This window comes from Nocardia alba NBRC 108234, assembly GCF_001612665.1.
In the GTDB taxonomy this organism is placed as follows: Bacteria; Actinomycetota; Actinomycetes; order Mycobacteriales; family Mycobacteriaceae; genus Nocardia; species Nocardia alba.
In genome coordinates this window covers 319372-340811 of record NZ_BDAX01000018.1, presented here as the reverse complement: position 1 = coordinate 340811, position 21440 = coordinate 319372, and the positions used below count along the sequence as shown (strand labels likewise).

Below are 21440 nucleotides of genomic sequence, written 5' to 3'. Positions count from 1 at the left end.
CCGAGGAGCGCGGTCGTCCGGTCGGCCGCGGGGTCGCCGCGATCGCCGGTCGTGTCGATCCGGACGACCGCTCGGCGCGGGTCATGCGCGGTACCGACCGTGCGGTTTTCTTACTGCTTGGCGCGAGCTACCGGCTCGGCACCGACCCGTACCTGCGCGAAGTGAAAACGCGGGTGCCCTCCGGCGTGTCGAAGGTGGTGGTGGTGGAGGATCCGATGATCAGCAGGGTGCGCATGTCGACCTCGTCGGGATCGAGCTCACCGAGCGTGGTCACCCGGACGGATTCGGTCGGCCCGCCGACATCGCGACCCAGCACCACCGGCGTGCGCGGCGGGCGGTGTTCGAGCAGGAGCTCACGCATGGCGCCGACCTGCCAGCGGCGCTGTGAGGAAGCCGGGTTGTAGATCGCGATGGCCATATCGGCCGCGGCGACCGCCGACAGGCGTTGTGCGACGACATCCCACGGCTTGAGCCGGTCCGACAGCGAGATCATCGCGTAGTCGTGGCCCAGTGGCGCGCCGACCCGGCTCGCCACCGCGTTGGCGGCGGTGAGCCCTGGCAGCACCCGCACCGCGACATCTTGGAACTGTGGTTCGGCGGACACCTCGAGAACCGCGGCGGCCATCGCGAAGACACCCGGATCACCCGAGGACACCACCGCGACGCGCGCGCCCCGCTTGGCCAGGTCCAGCGCCATCGCGGCCCGCTCGGACTCGACCTTGTTGTCACTGGCGTGCCGCTGCTGGCCTGCCCGCTGGGGCACCCGGTCGATATAGGTGGTGTACCCGACCAGATCGGTTGCCGCGGCCAGCGCCTCGCTGACCTGCGGGGTAGTCCACGCGGCATCGCCGGGGCCGAGGCCGACGACGACGACTTCGCCTGGCGCGCCATCGGATTCGGGCGCCTGCGACAGCACGGACTCGCCCGCGTGCGTCGGCGTGGCCGGGCGCGGTGGGGTGGCGGTGAGCCGGTCGGATCCAGCCGTCGACCGGTCGATCGAGGGCGCGTCGGCAGCGGAACGGGCCCGGATCGGGGTGGTCGGCTTCGGACCGGGCACCAGGGTGATGGCGAAGTAGGGCACCTCGGCATCGTCGACATCGGCGGCGGCCAGCACACGCTCGCGGGTGCTGCTGGCGCGTTCCACGTAATAGGCGTCGGCGAGCCTGCCCGACTCCGAGAGTGCTCGGCGCACACCGGGATAGGTGCGGCCCAGCTTCATGATCGCGGCCGCGTCGGTGGTCCGAAGGCGCTCGGTGAGCTGGTCGACGGGCATGGTCCCGGGCAGCACCGTCAACACCTGCTCGCCTTCGACGAGGGGGGTTCCCAGCGCCGCGGAAGCCGCGCTGACCGAGGTGATGCCGGGGACGATCTCGGCGTCGAAGCGGTCGGCCAGCCGCCGGTGCATGTGCATGTAGGAGGAGTAGAACAGCGGATCGCCCGCGGCGAGCAGCGCGACGGTGCGCCCGGCGGCCAGGTGGGCGGCCAGCCGCTGCGCCGCCTGCTCGTAGAACTCGTCGATCGCGCCCTGGTAGCCGCCGGGATGATCGGTGGTCTCCACGGTCACCGGGTAGACGAGATGCTCCTCGATCTGGCCGGGGCGCAGATACGGTTCGGCGATGGCGCGGGAGATGCTGCGGCCGTGCTTGGCGCTGTGGAACGCCACCACATCGGCTTCGGCGATGAGCCGGGCGGCCTTCACCGTCACCAGTTCCGGATCGCCGGGACCCAGGCCGATACCCCACAGCTTGCCGGTGCTGATCTCGCTCATTCCTGTTCGCTCGCAATCGCATTCAGTGCCGACGCGGTGATCGCGCTGCCGCCCCGCCTGCCGCGGACGGTCAGATACTCGATTCCGCCGAAGTCGATCAGCGCCTGCTTGGATTCGGCGGCGCCGATGAACCCCACCGGGATACCGATGATCGCGGCGGGGCGTGGTGCACCGGCGTCGAGCATGTCGAGCAGGTGGAACAGCGCGGTCGGTGCGTTGCCGATGGCCACCACCGCGCCGTCGAGCTGGTCGCGCAGCAGGTCCAGTGCCGCCACCGAGCGGGTATTGCCCAGTCGCGCGGCCAGTTCGGGCACGCGCGGGTCGGTGAGGTTGCACAGCACCGCGTTGTCGGCAGGCAGTCGCTTGCGGGTCACCCCAGAGGCGACCATGTTGGCATCGCAGACGATCGGTTTGCCCGCGTGCAGCGCGGCGCGCGCGGCGGCGACCACGCCGGGGGAGAAGGCGATGTCGGGGGCCAGGTCGACCTGCCCGCAGCCGTGGATCATCCGCACCGCCACCCGTTCCACGTCGGTGGGGAAACCGGCGAGATCCGCCTCGGCGCGGATCGTCGCGAACGAGCGCCGATAGATCTCGGCCCCGTCGGTGAGGTAGCTGGCACGCACATCGGACATGGCGACAACCCTAGAACCTGTGTCTGACGTGGTGTCCGGCGGCTCAGGTACGGGGGCGTTCGAGAATGCGCGACATCACCAGCGAGCTGCGAGTGCGCCCGACGCGCGCGTTCTCCCTGATCCGTTCGACCGTCACCTCGATCTCGGCCATATCGGTGGCCATCACATGCACGAGCGCGTCGGCCTCGCCCGCGATTGTCCACACCCCGACGATCTGCGGAATCGGTTCGAGGGTGCGGCGCAGCTCGGCGGGGGAGATGTTGTCGCGGTAGTAGACCTCGACGTAGGCCTCGGTCTTCCAGCCCAGCGCGGCCGGGTTGACCTGCGCGGTGAATCCGGTGATCTGCCCGCTCTGCACCATTTTGTCCACCCGCCGCTTCACCGCGGGCGCGGACAATCCGACCACCGAACCGATCTCCTGGAACGAGGCGCGGGCGTGAACGAGCAGCTCCGCGAGAATTCGCCGATCGATGTCGTCCATGTCGCTCCTTCGCCGCGCGCGCAATGATTCCCCATCTTTGCACCGAAATGCACAATGAATCGATGTTCCGTGTGCAACGCGACGGCGATTACGGTCGGTGAAACCGTCCGCGTCGCCGCCAGGAGTCCTGATGACCGCCGCCAGCCCACTTCGTGTCCACGCACCCACGCGGACCGCCTCCGCGCGCCGCTACGTGCTGTGCCGCCCCGACCATTTCGAGGTCACCTACGCGATCAACCCCTGGATGGATCCGGCCGCCCCGGTCGACCGGGCGCGTGCGCTCGCCCAGTGGGAAATCCTGCGCGCGACCCTGGAAGCGCACGGCCACACCGTGGAAACGGTGCCCGGCGAACCCGGTCTGCCGGATATGGTCTTCGCCGCCAACAGCGCCATCGTGATCGGTGGGCACGCGCTCTCGGCCCGGTTCGCCCACCCCGAACGGGCCGCCGAGGGGCCCGCGTTCCACCGGTGGTTCGCCGCACGAGAACTGCGCGCACTGGCCGCCGCGTCCGAAATCAACGAGGGGGAGGGCGATTTCGCGTTCGCCGGGCAGCGGATCCTGGCCGGCGTCGGATTCCGCTGTTCGCTGTCGGCGCACGCCGAGGTGGAGCGGTACTTCGACGTGCCGGTGGTCTCGCTCGAGCTGGTCGACCCGCGCTTCTATCACCTCGATACCGCGCTGATGGTCCTCGACGACGCCACCGTGGCCTACTACCCGGCCGCGTTCAGCCAGGCCGCGCGCGAGGTACTGACCGCGCTCTACCCCGACGCGATCCTCGCCGACGACAACGACGCGCTCTGCTTCGGGCTGAACGGGCTCAGCGATGGTGAACACGTTTTCCTCGACCCCGGCGCCACCGGTCTCATCGCGCAGTTGCGGGCGCGCGGATTCGTCCCCGTTCCGCTGGATCTGTCCGAACTGCGCAAGGGTGGCGGCGGCGTCAAGTGCTGCGTGCTGGAGCTGCACACCCGCCGCGACGCGACTGTGGGCCGACCGGATCAGGTCGGGTCGTCGGTCTCGACGCGATAGCCGTGCTCGGTGGCGACGACATCGGTCACGGGCCCGCGTGGGCGACCGCAGCGACGCTCGCACCCCGACCAGTGCTGGCGACCCGCTGCCGTGACCGCTTCGGCCGCGACGAGTTCGATCAGGGGCGGACGCTGCTCGGCGGGCGTGGCGGCATCCTCGGAATCGGCCGATCCAGCGGGACTCTCGATCGGCTGCTCGCGGTCGGCCGGATCCCGCGCCAGCGCGGGCAGGACACGATCGGACTCGACAGCGGCGGCCAGGTCGGCGCGGACATCGGTGTGCGATTTCGCGCAGCCGGGGCGTCCGGCGCAGGCGCTGACCTGCAGCCACGGGGATTGCGCGTCGAAGATCAGACCCATCGGCGCGAGCACGCGCACCACGGTCTCGGCGGGCCCCTCGTCGAGGTCGGTGATCACCAGACTGCGCCAGGGGGTGACGAAGATCGGCCGCTCGATCGCGGCGAGGAATTCGGTCGTCCTGGCCGACAGCGTGCCCAGCCGCACCCCGGCGCCGAGCGTGACGAGGCCGTCCTCCTGGTCGAGCCAGCCGATCGGAACAGTGTGCGTCGCACCGAGTTCGAGAGGTTCGCCGACGGGCGAGCGGTCGAGCGTCTCGATCACCGATTCGACTCCGCCCGCGATCTCGTGCAGCCGCCACTGCCCCGATTCGCTCGATCCCCGCAGATCGAGAAAGCCGCGTGCCGCGTCGAGCATCACGTCGACGGCTTCGCCGGCGGTGACCCGAAGCCCGGTGTCGGCGCCCGCCAGCAGTAGTGCGAACTCGTCGGCGCCCACCGCCTGGATGCCGATGTCACCGTGCAGTGTGCTCACATCACCGCGTCCGTCGTCGAGGGTGAACAGCACCCGCCCGGGCAGTTGCGCCAGGTCCGGATCATCGCGCAAGCCCGCGTCGAGGTCGACGGCGAGCCCGTGCACGTCCGCGAACCCGCCGACCCGCCCGGACAGTGGTGAGGCCACGATATTGCGCACCCGCTCGTGCGTCCGGCTGGGCAGCAGATCCGCCTCGCCCAGCCGTTGCGCGAGTTCGGAGGCGTCGCGGACCTGCCGCAGCTGGATATTGCCCCGCGAGGTCAGCTCGAGGTTGCCGTTGCCCAGATCGCGCGCCGCGTCGGCCAACACCTGGAGCTGTGCCGATGTCAAGCGCCCGCCCGGTACGCGGATCCGCGCCAACGGCCCGTCGGCGGCTTGATGCAACCGCAGGACCCCTGGGCAAGAATCGGGCGCGCTCCTGGTCATGATGCTCAAGCCTACGACCCACCCGCTGCGCCCCGAACCCGACGTGGCGGTGTTCGCGGGGTCGGCCGGTTGCTGTCGCGCGATCAGGCCGCGGTCGGCGCTACCGCCGCGGTGACATTGTCGGCCGCGCCACTGTCCGGCCCGCCGCTGTGACGAGGCCGTCACGCGTGACGGGACGATTCGCGGGTAGTCGCTAGGGTGAGCGGCGGATCCTTCGCCGGCCGAATATCGACAGGAGAGTCGCCTCCATGCTGCGTGAATTCGTGGACAAGCGTGTCGTTCCCGCGCTCGACAGGGTCGCGCAAGCGCAGGCGCCGGTGGTGCACCGCTACGTCGACTGGCTCGAACGCAGGCACCCGCAGGACGCGCCGGTGGAGATCGTGCAGCGGCTGTCGCGCCAGTACCTGGTGGTCGTCACCGCCAGCGGCGTCGCGGTGGGGCTCACCGCCGCCGTGCCCGGGGTGGGCACGCTGATCGGTCTGGCCGCGACCGGGGTGGACACCCTCGTGTTCCTCGAGTCCTCCTCGGTGCTGTCCGTCGGCGCCGCCGCGGCGTACGGCCTCGATCCCGACGACTCGCGGCAGGCGCGACTGGTATCGAAGGTCGTGCTCGGCGACGCGGGCACCAAGGTGCTCGACGAGACCGCGGGCCACAAGACGGGCCAGTGGCTCTCGGTCGTCACCGACCACATCCCCGGCCTGGCGGGCATGCCTGATTCCCCCGCCAAACGGTTCATCGTCAACTACCTGGTCAAACGCACTCTGCTGCTGTTCGGCACGCTGATCCCGGCGGGAATCGGCGCGGTGATCGGCGGCGTCGGCAACAACGCCCTCGGCCGGCTGGTGATCGCGAACGTGTACCGCGATCTCGGCACCGGTTCCCCGGAGATGGTCGCCGCGGGCACCGAACGATCGGCGACTTGACCTTCGACTCGGTCGAACCTCGATCATGAACCGGTGCCCGACACCGAACTGATCACCATCGGAGCCTTCGCCCGCGCCTGCGGCCTGAGCGCCAGCGCCCTGCGCTTCTACGCCGACGCGGGCATCCTCGCCCCCGCTGACGTCGACGAGGTCACCGGCTACCGCTACTACGCCCAGGAACAGTCCACCCCCGCCCACCTCCTGCGTCACCTGCGCGCCGTGGACATGCCGCTGCCCGCGGTCAAGGCCCTGCTCACCGAAACCGACCACGCCCGGGCGATCGCCCTGCTCGAGCACCACCTCGCCGATCTCGACCGTCGCCAGGACCAGGTTCGCGCCGCCGCGACGGCCGCGCGCGGCGCTCTCCGGGCCACCCACGGCTCGGAGTCCGGCCCGAGCGGGAGCGGAAATCGCGACCGGGCAGGGGTGCACCCCGATCGTCCTCGAGGACCGCTCGCCACCGCGCGCGATCCGGAACAGGAGCTCGATCCCGCCCGGAGACCGCGCGACGACGTGTGGGTGAGTGGACCGGTGGTGGCGGCGGCGATCGACCAGGTCGCGACAGCCACCGTCGCCGATCCGTCGCTGGCCGTACTGGACACGATGCTGTTCGAGACCGACGGGCAGCAGTTGATCCTCACCGCGACGGACCGCTACCGCCTGGCCACCCGCACCGTCCGCCTCACCCGCGTCAGCGACGCGGCCTGGGATGCGACGGTGGACGCCGAAGACCTCCGCGCGGCCGTGTCCTGGTTGCGCCGACGACACGCGGTCGCGATCCGACCACACCGCGACCGCATCGAATTCCACACGGCTACAACGGATTCGATCGCCGGATCGCCCAACGGAACAGAAGGCGAGCCGACAACGCGTCACGACGCCCCGCCGGACGACACGCGGCGCTTCTGCCGCCGATCGACCCAGGCTTTCCCCGACTACCGAGCGATGCTGTCCGCGCTCGCCCCGGTGCGGACCCGAGTCGTGCTCACCCGTACGGCGCTGCTCGGCGCTCTGGAACGCGCCGACTCGCCGATCGTGGTCCTCTCGGTCGACGCCACCGGGACGGTCTCCGTGCTCCCCGCGAGTGCGTACGCGGAGCGCGCCACGCACCCGGTGACCGCCGCCACGAATGATGCGGTAGCACAAGGCAGTTCGACAGCCAGCTCAAGTGCCTCGGCGGAATCAGTTGTGGCGCCGGAAATCCCGTCGACTGGTTCGACCGGGCCCGCGATGGCAATCCACTTCGCCGTCACCACCCTCTACCCGGCTGTCGCCACCGCCGTCGGGCCCGACGTGATGCTCGACCTCATCGCGCCCGATCAGCCCGTGCTGGTCCGCTCCGCCGACGACGGCGACCTGTCGACCCTGGTCATGCCGTGCCGACCCGAACCCACCGAGGAGACCTTTCGATGACCACCGCCGACCCGATCATGGACCGAATCACCCAGGGCGTCACCGACTTTCGGACCGGCGGCGCCGATAGAGCCCGTACGACACTGCTCCAGGTCTGGGCTGACATCGGCCCCGTCGGAGACCCACTACACCGCTGCACCCTCGCTCACTATTTGGCCGACGTCTACGACGACCCGGCCGAAGCCCTGGTGTGGGACATCCGCGCCCTCGACGCCGCCGACGTCCTCACCGATACCCGCCTCGACGACCACCACGCGGGCCTGCGGGTCGCCGGCTTCTACCCCTCCCTGCACCTGAATCTCGCCGACAACTTCCGCCGTCTCGGTTCTTTCCCCGCCGCGACACAACACATCGAAGCGGCCCGCGAGCGCCTCGACACCCTCCCGGACGACGACTACGGCGCGCTGATCCGCAAGGCCCTCACTGAGGTAGCGGCGGCAATCGCGGCCGGAGACACCACCCGGCGACCCACCCACTGACCCCGACTGTCGGCCCGCGCGGTGACCGTGCGACACCACCGCGCCGCGCAACCCCACGGATCAAGATCAGCAGGCAACAGCGGCGACCGCTCCGTCCGGCGACACTCGCGCCACTGCCTGCTGATCGAACGTCCAGCATCGGGAAGTGGGCTGGAAAGTTGCGGGCGGGGCGGGCCCAGTAGCATCGTCTTGCTCGGCGGGCGTCGAGGAAACCGGTGGAAATCCGGTGCGGTCGCGCCACTGTGAACAGCCAGACCCTCCCCGGCGAGCACCGCACACCCGATGGGCGCGTAACCCGAGGAAGGTCTCTCCCTGTGATCCTGCTGCTGTCCACCTCCGACACCGACCTGCTGAGCGCGCGCGCGAGCGGCGCCGAGTACCGCTGGGGCAACCCCGCGCGGCTGCTCGTGGAGGATCTGCCGGATCTGCTCGATGGCGCTGATCTGGTGATCGTGCGAATCCTCGGCGGCAAGCGCGCGTGGGAGGAGGGCCTCGACGCGATCCGGGCCAGTGGTGTGCCGATGGTGGCGCTGGGTGGCGAGATCGCACCCGATGCCGAGCTGATGGAATGTTCGACGGTGCCGGTCGGTGTCGCGGCCGACGCGCACAACTACCTGGCCGCGGGCGGCGCCGAGAACCTGCGGCAGCTGCACCACTTCCTGTCCGACACGGTGTTGCTGACCGGCCACGGTTTCGAACCGCCCGCGCAGCTGCCCACCTGGGGCGAGCTCGACCGGTCCGCGCGGATCCTCGAACCGCACGCGCCGACCGTCGCCGTGGTCTACTACCGCGCCCAGCATCTCGCGGGCAACACCGACTACATCGAGGCGCTGTGCAAGGCGATCGAGGCCAAGGGCGCTCGGCCGCTCCCGGTCTACGCGGCCTCGCTGCGCACCGCCGAACCCGAACTCCTCACGCTGCTCGGCCGCGCCGATGCCCTGGTGGTGACCGTCCTGGCGGCCGGTGGGAGCAAGCCCGCGACCGCGTCGGCCGGTGGCGACGACGAAGCCTGGGATGTGGCCGCGCTCGCCGCGCTCGACGTGCCGATCCTGCAGGGCCTGTGCCTGACCAGCGGGCGCGCGCAGTGGGAAGCCAACGACGACGGTCTGTCGCCGCTCGATGTGGCGACGCAGGTCGCGGTGCCCGAATTCGACGGTCGCATCATCACGGTGCCGTTCTCCTTCAAGGAGTTCGACGCCGACGGTCTGTCGGCCTATGTCCCCGACGCCGAACGGTGCGCCCGCGTGGCGGGGATAGCCGTGCGCCACGCCCGTCTGCGCCACATTCCGGCCGCGGACAAGCGGATCGCGATCATGCTCTCGGCCTATCCGACCAAGCACGCCCGCATCGGCAATGCCGTCGGCCTCGACACCCCGGCCAGCGCGATCCGGCTGCTCACCGAATTGCGTTCCGCCGGTTACGATCTCGGCGATATCGCCGAGATCCCTGGCCTGGTGGAACGCGACGGCGACGCGCTGATCCACGCCCTGATCGCCGCGGGTGGTCAGGACCCGGAGTGGTTGAGCGCCGAACAGTTGGAGGGCAACCCGATTCGCATCGGCGCCGCCACCTACACCCGCTGGTTCGAGTCGCTGCCCGCGGACCTGCGCGAGGCAGTCGTCGAGTCGTGGGGTCCGCCGCCGGGCGAACTCTACGTCGACCGGTCGGCCGATCCCCAGGGCGAGATCGTCATCGCCGCACTGCGTTTCGGCAATGTGGTGCTGATGGTCCAGCCGCCTCGCGGTTTCGGTGAGAACCCCGTCGCGATCTACCACGACCCCGATCTGCCGCCGAGCCATCATTATCTCGCCGCCTACCGCTGGCTGTCGGCGCCGGACGGTTTCGGTGCCGACGCGATGGTGCACCTGGGCAAGCACGGCAACCTGGAGTGGCTGCCCGGCAAGACCCTCGGCATGTCCGCCTCCTGCGGCACCGACGCGGCGCTGGGCGATCTGCCGCTGATCTACCCGTTCCTGGTCAACGACCCCGGTGAGGGCACCCAGGCCAAGCGCCGCGCGCACGCCACGCTCGTCGACCACCTGATCCCGCCGATGGCGCGCGCCGAAACCTATGGCGACATCTCGCGGCTGGAACAGCTGCTCGACGAGCACGCCAACATCTCCGCCCTCGACCCGGCCAAACTGCCCGCCATCCGCCAGCAGATCTGGACCCTGATGCGCGCGGCGAAGATGGACCACGACCTCGGTCTGGCCGAGCGCCCCGAAGAGGATGTCTTCGACGACATGCTCCTGCACGTCGACGGCTGGTTGTGCGAGATCAAGGACGTCCAGATCCGCGACGGCCTGCACATCCTCGGCCAGGCGCCGGCGGGGGAGACCGAACTCGACCTCGTGCTCGCGATGCTGCGCGCGCGCCAACTGTGGGGCGGGGAACAGAATGTGGCGGGCCTGCGGGAAGCATTGGGTCTGAGCGAGGCCGGCGACGAATCCCGCGAACGCGTCGACGTGGTGGAAGGCCGGGCTCGCGAACTCCTCGCCGCACTGCAGGCCACGGATTGGTCGGCGGCCGAGGTCGACACGCTGGTGGGCGACTTCGCTACCGCGATTCTCGCCGGGGCGCAGCGACATTCGGCGACCGGCGGCGACGCGGCAGGCGGCGCGTTCTCGGCAGACGACGCGGCGCGCCTGGACGCGGTACGCACGGTGCTGCGGTTCGCCGCCACCGAGGTCGTGCCCCGCCTGCGCGAGACCAGCGTCGAGATCGCCCGGGTCCTGCACGCCCTCGGCGGCGGCTTCATCCCCGCGGGCCCCAGCGGTTCACCGCTGCGCGGCCTGATCAATGTGCTGCCCACCGGCCGCAACTTCTACTCGGTCGACCCCAAGGCCGTCCCCTCGCGGCTGGCGTGGGAGACCGGGCAGGCGATGGCGGAATCGCTGCTGGCCCGCTATCTGGCCGATCACGGCGAGTACCCGAAGTCGGTCGGGCTGTCGGTGTGGGGCACCTCGGCGATGCGTACCTCCGGCGACGACATCGCGGAAGTGTTCGCGCTGCTCGGCGTTCGGCCGGTGTGGGACGAGGCGAGCAGGCGCGTCACCTCCCTCGAGGTGATCTCCCTCGACGAACTCGCCCGCCCGCGTATCGACGTCACCGTACGTATCTCCGGCTTCTTCCGTGACGCCTTCCCGCACGTGCTGGCCCTGCTCGACGACGCGGTCCGCCTCGTCGCCGACCTCGACGAGCCCGCCGAGTCGAATTACGTTCGCGCGCACGCCCAGTCCGATCTCGCCGAACACGGCGACAGCCGCCGCGCCACCACCCGGATCTTCGGTTCCAAGCCGGGTACCTACGGCGCGGGTCTGCTGCAGCTCATCGATTCCAAGAGCTGGCGCACCGACGACGACCTCGCGCAGGTCTACACCACCTGGGGTGGCTACGCCTACGGCCGTGATCTCGACGGCGCCCCCGCCGCCGACGACATGCGCAGCGCCTACCGGCGCATCGCGGTCGCGGCCAAGAACACCGACACCCGCGAACACGACATCGCCGACTCCGACGACTACTTCCAGTACCACGGCGGCATGGTCGCCACCGTGCGTGCCCTGACCGGCAAGAACCCCGAGGCCTACATCGGCGACTCCACCCGCCCCGATGCCGTGCGCACCCGCACGCTCTCGGAGGAGACCGCCCGCGTCTTCCGTGCCAGGGTGGTGAACCCGCGCTGGCTCGAGGCCATGCGCCGCCACGGCTACAAGGGCGCCTTCGAAATGGCCGCCACCGTCGACTACCTGTTCGGCTACGACGCCACCACCAATGTCGTCGCGGACTGGATGTACGAAAAGCTCTCCGAGAGTTACGTGTTCGACGAGGTGAACCGCAAGTTCATGGAGCAGTCCAACCCGTGGGCCCTGCACGGCATCGCCGAACGGCTCCTGGAGGCCGCCGAACGCAAGCTGTGGGAGCACCCGGAGCAGGAGACCCTGGACAAACTGCGGCAGGTCTATCTGGAAACCGAGGGTGAGCTGGAATGACCCCACTTGCCGCAAAACTGCAACGCGTTCTAGTGTGAGGAGAGGGGTGCCGCGGCGAACCCGCCCGGCACCCGCGGAGGAAAGGGGCACGATGAGTACCTCCCCTGGCTATTTCACCCACGCGGACGGCGTCTACACGCCGTTGCGGTACTCGCTGAGCCTGTGGGCGCCCAGCATGCTGTCCGGGCCGCCGGTGTGCGGCCTGATGGCGCGTGAGGTGCAGGCGGGCTACTGCGCCGACGGATTCGTGCCGGCGCGACTGACCGTCGACCTGCACCGCCCGGTGCCCGCGGCGCCGCTCACGATCGCCAGCGAACTGGTGCGCGACGGGAACCGGGTCCGTTCGGTGACGATCGCGGTGCGCGCCGACGGCGAGATCGTGGCCCGTGGCAGCGCGCTGCTGCTCAAGCGCTCCACGCAGCCGCCCGGTGAGGTATGGCGCCCGGACCGGGATCGGCCGCTGCCGCCCCCGAGCGTGCTGGCCACGATCGACCAAACGATGCACCTGTTCGGCAGTGACGGGCAGGAGTGGTCGGCGAACATGACCGAACATCAGAACGACGCCCGCAAGCGCAAGTGGGTGCGCAATATCCCGGTTGTCGCGGGGGAGCCGTCGTCGCCGTTCTGCTACGCGGCGATGACCGGCGAGCAGACCAGCCTGGTCACCAACTGGGGAACCGAGGGCATCGGATTCATCAACACCGATGTGTCGATCACGTTCTCCCGCATGCCCGTCGGCGACGAGATGGGCCTGGAGGCGGAGAGCCACCTCAGCGACGACGGGATCGCGGCGGGCGCGGCGGTGCTCTACGACGAGCAGGGCGCGTTCGGTATCTGCACGACCACCGCACTGGCCAACGAACGCAGGCAGATCCGCGGTGATGTCATCGACGAGCTGTCGGAGTCGTTCGTGGCGGGCGTGTTCAGCCGAGGGTAGGTCCCGCCTCGGCGGACGAGCGAGTCGCGTGGCCAGGGCCGGGTCATTGTCGACCGGGTCGTGAGCTATGCCGAGATCAGGGTCACGATGAGTTCGTCGGCGATCGACTCCGCCTTCACCATGCCCCTGCCCAGATAGAGGGTCGCCGCGCGGGGGCGGCCGTCGGCCAGCGGTACCACCGAGACCGCGTCGACGCGTCGGCCCGCGAGCTCGTCGTAGGGTGACTCGTCGGTGACGTCGAAGGCGGTGTACTTGCCGGAGTTGGCGACGTATTCGATGTTCACCGGGTCGACCAGCGGCTCGAACGGGTCGCGCCACGGTGCGCCGCCGATGCGCAGTTCGGCACCGTCGACGCCGGCGTCGAACAGCAGGGTCGACCCGTTGTGGAAGGTGAATTCGATCGGGCCCTCGGTGCGGTCGATCTCGTCGCCCAGGACATAGAACATCCGGCGGACGGCGACGATCGTTTCGTCGACCGCGGCATTGAGCGCGGTGCGGCCTTGCTCATCGGTGTCGGACATAGGTTTCCTCTGCAGCGGTCGATGCCGGGCGGATGAGACATCATCTCGCCGCGCGCCCGCCCCACGCAACTCCGCCCCGGCGTGTTCGTCCCGCGCACGGGGCGGCGTCGGCGCGCTCGTAGAGTGGAACCCATGGTGGACCACAACACCACCGACGTGGTGGCGCGCGCGGCCGAGCTGCTGCGCGGGCGCCGCACCGTCGTGATCTCCGGTGCCGGGCTGAGCACCGACAGCGGCATACCCGACTACCGCGGTCCCGATTCGCCGCCGCGCACCCCGATGACCTATCAGCAATTCGTCGGTGACCCGGTATTCCGGCAACGATATTGGGCGCGCAACCACATCGGCTGGCGGCGGATGGACGCCGCGCGGCCCAATCCCGGTCATCGTGCTCTCGCCCGGCTCGAGCGCGCGGGAGTGGTGTCGGGAGTGATCACGCAGAACGTGGACCTGCTGCATATGAAGGCGGGGGCGCGTCGGGTGATCGATTTACACGGAACCTACGCGCGGGTGCGTTGTCTGCGGTGCGAGAATCTGATCTCGCGAATGACTCTGGCCCAACATCTCGAAGCGGCCAATCCCGGTTTCGCGGAGAATGTTTCGGCGCAACCCTCCGGTATCGAAGTGGCGCCCGACGCGGACGCCGTGGTGACCGATACCGACCGATTCCGGATGGTCGACTGTCTGGTGTGCGGCGGAATGCTCAAACCCGACATCGTGTATTTCGGCGAGAATGTGCCGTCGGATCGAGTGGCGGCCGCTTTCGGCATGGTCGACCGAGCGCAGGCGATCCTGGTGGCCGGTTCCTCGCTGACCGTGATGTCGGGCCTGCGATTCGTGCGCAGAGCCGCGAAAAACGGGCTGCCCGTGGTGATCGTGAATCGCGGACGTACCCGCGGCGACGAACTCGCCACCCTGCGAATCGACGCTGGCTGTTCGGAAACTCTGTGCGCGCTGGCCGAACTCGGCGACTGAATTCACGCGCACCGAACTGACAGTTCCGCGTGCGGCGGCCTATCGTTTCCTGATGAAATAAACGGTAACTTGATCCCTCGGTGACGGCGGCAGATCCGACGTGGGTAAGCTCGGCGAACCAGTGCATGAAGAGTTCGACCCGCGGCGCAAAGTTTTCCTCGCAGCGGGGTTGTCGGCCCTCGTGTGGGCCGAATGATCGACCCCCACTTGCCAGCCGATCAGAACCAGGGCTTCTCCATGACCGATATCGTCGTTGCCGAATCACGCCTCACGCACCGCCGGACACTCACCATTCTGTCCGGTTTGCTACTCGGGGTGTTCCTAGCCGCGCTCGACCAGAACATCGTCAGCGTCGCGATCGTGCGGATCGCGAACAGTCTCGACGGGTTCGACGAACAGGCATGGGCGACAACGGCCTATCTGATCACCGCCACCGTCACCACGCCTCTCTACGGCAAACTCGCCGATATCTACGGGCGAAAACCGTTCTACCTACTCGCGATCGCGCTTTTCGTGATCGGCTCGGCGGCCTGCTGCTTCGCGACCACCATGTACCAATTGGCCGGGTGCCGGGCTTTCCAGGGCCTGGGCGCCGGCGGGTTGATGTCGCTGGCGTTCACCATCGTCGGCGATATCGTGCCCCCGCGCGAACGGGTGCGCTATCAGGGGTATTTCCTCATGGTGTTCGGCATCGCGACGGTGCTCGGCCCGGTGGTCGGCGGATTCCTGTCCGATTACGAGACCCTCGGCGGCATCGAGGGCTGGCGCTGGGTCTTTCTGGTGAACGTGCCCGTCGGGGTGCTGGCGTTCCTCGTGGTTGCGAAGGTGCTGAATGTGAGCCACACCCGCCGACACAGCCGGATCGACTGGTTCGGCGCGATCACGCTCATCGTGGGAGTGGTGCCGCTGCTGATCGTGGCCGAGCAGGGTCGGATCTGGGGGTGGACCGCGCCGAAATCGCTGCTGTGCTACGGCATCTGCGCGGGTGGGCTCCTGCTGTTCGTCGTCGTCGAATTCCTCATGAAGGACTCGGCGCTGATCCCGCTGCGGCTGTTTCGCAACTCCACGTTCAGTATCGCGATCCTCGGTGGGTTTCTCGTGGGTCTGGCGATGTTCGGCGCGATCACGATGGTTCCGCAGTATTTGCAGGTTGTGCGTGGTTTCTCGCCGACCGAAGCGGGGCTGCTGATGCTGCCGCTGGTACTCGGGATCATGGTGGGCGCGCAGATCTCGGGGCTGATCACCAAGGCCACCGGTCGCTACAAAGTGCTGCCGGTGCTCGGGGCGCTGATCCTGGCGATCGGGTGCGCGCTGTTCGCCAGGATCTCCTACAACGGTCCGCTGTGGCAGCCGCTCGCCTTCAGCGCGATCATGGGTTTCGGGCTCGGCGGCTGCATGCAGACACTGGTCATCGCCGCGCAGAACGCGGTCGGGCGCACCGAGATGGGGGTATCGACCGCATCGGCGACCTTCTTCCGTCAGCTCGGTGGAACCCTCGGCGTCGCGATCTTCCTGACCGTGCTGTTCGACCGGCTGCCCGGTGCGATCCTGAACGCCTTCGGCGGGAGCCTGCCTGCCGGTTTCGACAGCGCGCGGCTCGACGGCCTGCTGAGCGATACCAGCGGCATCGCCACGCTGCCGGAGCAGGTGCGGATCCCGATCCTCGTGGGATTCACCGACTCGATGCACACGGTGTTCCTGCTCGCGGCCGACCTCGCCGTGGTGGCCTGCCTGGTGCTGGTGTTCATGAAAGAGATTCCGCTACAGGATGATCCAGCGCCCGAGGAGAACTCCGACGCCACCGCGCTGCGCGATGTGAGCCTGCACGACGCGCACGAGATGGCGGGCGAACTGCACCCCGCCGCCCCCGGCCGGGTGATCGCGGGGCTGTTGCGGCGGGACGACGCGCGCCCGGTGCCGGATGCGACACTGACCCTGATCGATCAGCACGGGCACCAGGTGGCCCGCGGTAACGGCGACGCCGACGGCGCGTACGTGATCGCGGCGCCGCGACCGGGCAACTATGTGCTCATCGCCGCGGCGGTCGGGCATCAGCCCGAGGCGGTGAGCGTCTCGATCGGAGAGCGCGCCCAGCACGTCGACCTGATGCTCACCGGTGCGGGCGAACTCACCGGAATCGTGCGATCGGCGCGGCGCGGCGAACCGCTCTGGGGCGCCACGATCACGCTGACCGACCTCCGGGGTGAGGTGGTGGACGCGGCGATCACCGGCGAGGACGGCACCTACGTGTGCCGCGACGTCGTGAGCGGCACCTACACCCTGGTCGCGGTCGCCGACCACATGCGCCCGGCGGCGGTCGCGCTGACCGTGCCGGAGACGGGCTCGCTCCACCGCGATATCGACCTGGAACCGATGGCCATTCTGCTCGGCTCGGCCTGGGTGGACGGCGACCGACCCGTCGCCGATGTGCAGATCACCGTCCTGGACTCGGGCGGCGATCCGGCGGCGTCGGCACGCACCGATGAGCAGGGGCGCTACCTGGTACCGGACCTGCCTGCAGGGGAATACACGGTGGTCGCCCGCGGCTACCCACCCGTCGCGAGTCAGGTATCGATCACCCGCGGCGAGATCACCCACGATGTGACGCTGGGCTACGAGAACGAGGAGTCGATGAACCGCCGCTGACCTCGGACCGAGGCGAACGCCGGTGCGTGCGCGGTGGTGCTCAGGCGGATTCGGCGACCTGGTCGGCGCGGTAGGACTCGGCCAGTTCGGTGAGCGGAATCGCGAGAGCCTCGGCCAGGCCGACGACGGTGCCGAAGGCCGGGGAGGGTAGTCGTCCCGACTCGATCTTGCGCAGCGTCTCCGGGGAAATGCCTGCTCGCAGGGCTACCTCGGCGAGGTCGCGGTCGCCGCGAGCGGTGCGGAGGCGGCGGCCCAGACGGCGGCCCGCTTCGACCTGCGCGGGGCTGAGCGGGAGTCGCACCATGGGACCGATGGTAGGTGCTCGGGGACGCGATGGCCAAGTTGAGTAGGGATCTCCGTTTCGCCTCGCACCGGCGGTGGCGGTGGTAGGTGTCAGAGGAGAACATCGAGGTTCGAAAGGTATGGGTATGACACGACGGTTCGAGGGCAAGGTTGTTTTCGTCACGGGAGCGGCGCGCGGGCAGGGCAGGGCCGAGGCCGTGCGCTTCGCCGAGGAAGGCGCCGACGTGATCGCGATCGACGCGTGCGCGGAGTTCGCCAGCACCAGCTACGCGGGCGCGACGGAGGCGGATCTGGCCGAGACCGTGCGGCTCGTCGAGAAGGCGGGCGGCAAGATCGTCGCGAGCAAGGTCGACGTGCGCGATTTCGACGGGCTCTCGGCGGCGCTGACGGCGGGCATCGAGCAGCTGGGCAGGCTCGATGTGGTGGTGGCCAACGCGGGAATCTGCTCGGCGGCGATGTCGTGGGAGATCACCGCCGAGCAGTGGCAGGAGACCATCGACGTCAATCTGACGGGTGTCTTCCATACCGCGAAAGCGGCTATCCCCCATTTGATCGCGCAGGGCGAAGGCGGTGCGATCGTGTTCACCAGTTCGGTGGCGGGCCTGAAGGGAACTCCGTTCACCGGCCATTATGTCGCGACCAAGCACGCGATCACGGGGCTGGCCAAGACGATGGCGAACGAACTCGGCGAGTTCCGGATCCGGGTGAACACCGTCCATCCGGCGGGGGTGGAAAGCGGCATGAAGATCACCGAGATGGGGCCGCTGTTCGAGCGGTACGGCGCCACTCTCGCACCCATCTACATGAACACGCTGCCCAGCCACATCTGCCAGCCCGAGGAGATCGCGGCGACCGTGGCCTGGTTGTGCTCGTACGAGGCGAGTCAGATCACCGGCGCGCAGATCCCCGTGGACATGGGCAACCTCAATCGCTGACATTGGTATTTTTATACCGGCGCGGCTAGGGTCGGTATGAAAATACCAATGGAGGCGTGATGGTGGAGTTGAAATCACCCGCGGAGATCGAGCGCATGCGGGTGACCGGCCGGTTCGTCGCCGACGTGCTGGCCGGGGTGCGCGAACGTGCGGCGGTCGGGGTGAACCTGCTCGAACTGGAAGCGTATGTGCGGGAGCGGATTCGCGAGCGCGGGGCGGTGTCGTGCTACTGGGACTACGCGCCCTCGTTCGGGCGCGGGCCGTTCCGCAACACGGTGTGCCTCGCGGTGAACGATGCTGTGCTGCACGGACTTCCGCACGACTACCGGTTGTGCGACGGCGACCTGCTGACCGCTGACCTGGCCGTGTCGATCGACGGCTGGGTCGCCGACTCGGCGATCTCGTTCATCGTCGGTACTCCCTCGCCCGCGGACGAACGGTTGGTCCGGGCCACGCAAGAGGCACTGGCCGCCGGGATCGCGGCCGCGCAACCCGACAACCGGATCGGCGATATCTCCGCCGCGATCGCGAACGTCGCTCGCGAATACGGATACCCGGTCAATACCGAGTTCGGCGGGCACGGGCTCGGGCGGACGATGCACGAGGATCCGCATATCGCCAACGACGGCAGACCCGGTCGCGGGTTCCGGCTGCGCCCCGGTCTCACGGTGGCCATCGAGCCGTGGTTCGCGGCGAGTACGGCGAAGGTCTACACCGACGCCGACGGATGGACCATCCGCTCGGCCGACGGCTCCCGGTGCGCGCACAGCGAACACACCATCGCCGTCACCGCCGACGGTCCGCGGATCCTCACCGCCCACGGCTGACGGTGTCGGCAGTGCCACGGATTCTGTGTGCCCGCTAGCGAATTCGGCGGTCGACGAAGGCGTTGTTGGTGAAAGCGTTGTCGGTGAGAACCGGCACGGTGGCGTCGGCGTCGCGTTCGATCGCGATGGCCACATCATCGGCGAAGCCGATCGCGGCGAGTTCGCGGCCGGACGCGCATTCGGTGATCGTGGCGGCTACATCCGCTGTCGCATCGAAGGTCGCTGCCGCCGCGCGTGCTTCGGGGGACGGCGTCGCGAGGCCGCGATCGATCAGCGCGGCGGCGAGCGCGCCCGCGCCGAGCCAGTCCTCGAGGGCCGGTCGCACGGTGTCGGCGCCCGGCCAGTGCTCGCCCGCCGGGATGATCGCGATCGGTCGATCCGGAGTGCCCCAGTGCTGGGCGAGCAGCCAGTCGGCGACCGCGCTGACATTGCGCAGGCAGGCCGCCACGACCGGCGTCCCCTCGACCGCGGCGGCGATGGTGGAACCGTTGGGCGAGGGCAGCACCAGGCGCGGGGTGAACGGCGCGCGCCGGATCGCCGCCGGCGACAGCGACCACGGACCGGCCTCTTGCCGGCCGACGGCCAAGTCGGCGGCATTCTCGGTGGCGAAGGCTCGCGCCGACGCGTCGCGCCATCGATACGGGAATACCGCGGTGCCGGCGGCGGTGGCCACCGACACCGACGTCGTGAACGACAACACGTCGATCACCACCAGGCACCCGGCCCCCGGTCCGAGCACCGCCGCTCCGGTGCGTCCCCACTCCGCCCTGATCCCGAACCCGTCCTGCCGTGCCCACTGCGGTGGCGATCCCACGCTGACCTCCCGATAGCCGAATTCGCCAGTCCATCACGGAGATCGACAATGCGCTACCGCTGGCCTCGCCGTGCGCGAAACCTCAGCTGTCACGGCGACACGTTGTCCTCCTGGCGGGCGAAGTACTGGCCGGGCGACGTGCCGACGGCCCGCCGGAACGCCGCCACATACGCGCTGGCACTGCGGTATCCGACCCGGGCGGCGATGCGGGTCACCGGTACGCCGTCGGCCAGCGGGGTCAGCGAGGCCGCCAGGCGGATCTGGGTGCGCCATTGCGCGAAGGTCATGCCGGTCTCGGCACGGAACGCGCGCGCCAGGGTGCGCGAGCTGGCCGCCGCGTGGTGGCCGAGTTCGGCGAGCGTGCGGTCGTCGGCGGGGTCCTCGAGCAGGACCTCGGCGACCACGCGAGCCCGGGGGTCGGTCGGCAGCGGTGCGCCGATCGGGATGACCTCGACCGGCTCGAGCAGGTCGAACACCATCGCCTCGGCCCGTGTCCGTCCGTCGTCGGTCAGTTGCCGCGACGTCATGTGGTCGAAGAGTTCTCGCAGCAGCGGCGAGACGCTCAACAGCGTGGGCCGGGCGAACAGCGCCGGGCATCGGTCGGGTTCGACGAAGATGCCGCGCATATCGGCGCCCGCCGTCGTTCCGGTGCGATGCGCGATACCGCCGGGGATCCACAAAGCCCTGGTCGGTGGCAGCACCCAGTGGTTGGCGTCGATGTCGATCCCGATGACTCCTCTACCCGCCCAGGCGATCTGATGCTGCGGATGGCGGTGCTCGTCGAACCAGTAGCCGGCGGGCAGGACTCCCGCGCCGAACACCATGGCCGTCGGACCGGTGTCCGCGGCCAGCAGCAGGTCCTGTCCGTTCAGCGACATAGTCTGTCAGCGTAGCGACTATCGGCCACGGCCACGGGCTCCTACCGTCGTAGTCATGGCGATGAATATCTGGCACAGGCTGTTGTGCAGGTCCACGGCGTGGGAATGGATCACGGCGACGAAGATCGTGCCGTGGGTGATGCGCGACATCGACCTCGGGGCGTCCGCGTTGGAGATCGGCCCGGGTTTCGGCGCGAACGTGAGTCCACTGCGCGAGCGCGCCGACTCGCTCACCGGCCTGGAGATCGACCCCGTGCTCGCGGCGCGGCTACGCACCCGCTTCGCGGCGGACCTGCGCGTGGTGGACGGTGACGCGACCGCGATGCCGTTGCCGGACAAGGAATTCGACTCCGTGGTCTGCTTCACGATGCTGCACCACGTACCCTCACCCCCGCAGCAGGACGACCTGTTCGCCGAAGCGCTGCGAGTGCTTCGACCCGGCGGCGTCTTCGCCGGCTCGGACGGCCTCGACAGTCCGCTGTTCCGGCTCCAGCATCTGGGCGACACGTGCGTGCCGGTCCCGGCGGACACCCTCGCCGACCGGCTGGCGGTCGCGGGGTTCACGGGCATCGACGTGGAGACCGGCCTCGGAATGTTCCGGTTCCGGGCCGAGCGGCCCCGCTGACGTTCGGT

General features: G+C 69.3%; 19 protein-coding genes. 11 read left to right on the top strand and 8 right to left on the bottom strand.

From position 1 onward, the window contains the following. Nucleotides 1-127: 127 nt before the first annotated feature. Genes cobJ through NA12_RS20625 form a run of 3 tightly spaced genes read right to left on the bottom strand, consistent with a single transcriptional unit; the run spans nucleotide 128 to nucleotide 2881 of the window. Complete coding sequence (gene cobJ, locus NA12_RS20635) at nucleotides 128-1768, bottom strand: precorrin-3B C(17)-methyltransferase (protein WP_067453570.1); 1641 nt, start codon at nucleotides 1766-1768, stop codon at nucleotides 128-130. Beyond that, nucleotides 1765-2400, bottom strand: coding sequence for a precorrin-8X methylmutase (locus NA12_RS20630; RefSeq protein ID WP_067453567.1), 636 nt, complete (start codon nucleotides 2398-2400; stop codon nucleotides 1765-1767). The genes cobJ and NA12_RS20630 overlap by 4 nt, the downstream gene beginning before the upstream one ends. Nucleotides 2401-2443: 43 nt before the next feature. Further along, entirely contained in the window at nucleotides 2444-2881 is a 438-nt protein-coding gene (locus NA12_RS20625) for an Lrp/AsnC family transcriptional regulator (RefSeq protein WP_067453564.1), read from the bottom strand. Nucleotides 2882-3011: 130 nt separating this feature from the next. Here NA12_RS20625 and ddaH point away from each other — a divergent pair, with 130 nt between their 5' ends. Continuing rightward, complete coding sequence (gene ddaH / locus NA12_RS20620) at nucleotides 3012-3911, top strand: dimethylargininase (protein WP_067453561.1); 900 nt, start codon at nucleotides 3012-3014, stop codon at nucleotides 3909-3911. Here the strand turns inward: ddaH and cobG are convergent. Further along, nucleotides 3881-5167, bottom strand: a complete 1287-nt coding sequence (gene cobG / locus NA12_RS20615; protein ID WP_067453886.1) for a precorrin-3B synthase — start codon at nucleotides 5165-5167, stop codon at nucleotides 3881-3883. The two genes, ddaH and cobG, sit on opposite strands and share 31 nt — an antisense overlap. 248 nt (nucleotides 5168-5415) lie before the next feature. Between cobG and NA12_RS20610 the strand changes: the two genes are divergently transcribed. The 5 genes from NA12_RS20610 (at nucleotide 5416) to NA12_RS20590 (ending at nucleotide 12908) form a co-directional block, all read left to right on the top strand. Continuing rightward, nucleotides 5416-6090, top strand: a complete 675-nt coding sequence (locus tag NA12_RS20610) for a hypothetical protein (protein WP_067453559.1) — start codon at nucleotides 5416-5418, stop codon at nucleotides 6088-6090. Between the two features lie 33 nt (nucleotides 6091-6123). Next, complete coding sequence (locus tag NA12_RS20605; RefSeq protein WP_067453556.1) at nucleotides 6124-7503, top strand: DNA polymerase III subunit beta family protein; 1380 nt, start codon at nucleotides 6124-6126, stop codon at nucleotides 7501-7503. Then, entirely contained in the window at nucleotides 7500-7982 is a 483-nt protein-coding gene (locus tag NA12_RS20600) for a hypothetical protein (protein WP_067453553.1), read from the top strand. Before NA12_RS20605 ends, NA12_RS20600 begins: the two co-directional genes overlap by 4 nt. Nucleotides 7983-8296: 314 nt before the next feature. Then, nucleotides 8297-11971 carry a cobaltochelatase subunit CobN gene (cobN, locus tag NA12_RS20595; RefSeq protein WP_067453550.1) on the top strand — a complete coding sequence of 1225 codons (3675 nt, stop codon included), beginning with the start codon at nucleotides 8297-8299 and terminating at the stop codon, nucleotides 11969-11971. 91 nt (nucleotides 11972-12062) lie between these two features. Next, nucleotides 12063-12908, top strand: a complete 846-nt coding sequence (locus tag NA12_RS20590; protein ID WP_067453547.1) for an acyl-CoA thioesterase domain-containing protein — start codon at nucleotides 12063-12065, stop codon at nucleotides 12906-12908. Nucleotides 12909-12973: 65 nt separating this feature from the next. Here NA12_RS20590 and NA12_RS20585 read toward each other — a convergent pair whose 3' ends face one another. Next, entirely contained in the window at nucleotides 12974-13429 is a 456-nt protein-coding gene (locus NA12_RS20585; protein ID WP_067453544.1) for a hypothetical protein, read from the bottom strand. A 132-nt stretch (nucleotides 13430-13561) separates the two neighbouring features. Between NA12_RS20585 and NA12_RS20580 the strand changes: the two genes are divergently transcribed. Then, the gene (locus tag NA12_RS20580) at nucleotides 13562-14404 is read left to right on the top strand and encodes an NAD-dependent protein deacetylase (RefSeq protein ID WP_067453883.1); all 843 of its coding nucleotides are present in this window, start codon (nucleotides 13562-13564) and stop codon (nucleotides 14402-14404) included. A 237-nt stretch (nucleotides 14405-14641) separates the two neighbouring features. Beyond that, the gene (locus NA12_RS20575) at nucleotides 14642-17050 is read left to right on the top strand and encodes an MFS transporter (protein WP_067453880.1); all 2409 of its coding nucleotides are present in this window, start codon (nucleotides 14642-14644) and stop codon (nucleotides 17048-17050) included. A gap of 40 nt (nucleotides 17051-17090) precedes the next feature. Here NA12_RS20575 and NA12_RS20570 read toward each other — a convergent pair whose 3' ends face one another. Further along, nucleotides 17091-17354, bottom strand: a complete 264-nt coding sequence (locus tag NA12_RS20570) for a helix-turn-helix domain-containing protein (RefSeq protein WP_067453542.1) — start codon at nucleotides 17352-17354, stop codon at nucleotides 17091-17093. A gap of 118 nt (nucleotides 17355-17472) precedes the next feature. On the opposite strand from NA12_RS20570, the gene NA12_RS20565 reads away from it, so the two are divergent. Beyond that, nucleotides 17473-18288: a mycofactocin-coupled SDR family oxidoreductase gene (locus NA12_RS20565; RefSeq protein WP_067453537.1), complete on the top strand. Its 816-nt coding sequence runs from the start codon at nucleotides 17473-17475 to the stop codon at nucleotides 18286-18288. Between the two features lie 59 nt (nucleotides 18289-18347). Next, the gene (gene map / locus NA12_RS20560; RefSeq protein WP_067453534.1) at nucleotides 18348-19115 is read left to right on the top strand and encodes a type I methionyl aminopeptidase; all 768 of its coding nucleotides are present in this window, start codon (nucleotides 18348-18350) and stop codon (nucleotides 19113-19115) included. A gap of 34 nt (nucleotides 19116-19149) precedes the next feature. On the opposite strand, the gene NA12_RS20555 is transcribed toward map, so the two are convergent. Beyond that, nucleotides 19150-19929: a 2-phosphosulfolactate phosphatase gene (locus NA12_RS20555; protein WP_084472950.1), complete on the bottom strand. Its 780-nt coding sequence runs from the start codon at nucleotides 19927-19929 to the stop codon at nucleotides 19150-19152. A gap of 89 nt (nucleotides 19930-20018) precedes the next feature. After that, nucleotides 20019-20807, bottom strand: coding sequence for an AraC family transcriptional regulator (locus tag NA12_RS20550; protein WP_067453532.1), 789 nt, complete (start codon nucleotides 20805-20807; stop codon nucleotides 20019-20021). A gap of 55 nt (nucleotides 20808-20862) precedes the next feature. Between NA12_RS20550 and NA12_RS20545 the strand changes: the two genes are divergently transcribed. Continuing rightward, nucleotides 20863-21432, top strand: coding sequence for a class I SAM-dependent methyltransferase (locus NA12_RS20545; protein ID WP_084472949.1), 570 nt, complete (start codon nucleotides 20863-20865; stop codon nucleotides 21430-21432). The last annotated feature ends 8 nt before the right edge of the window (nucleotides 21433-21440 follow it).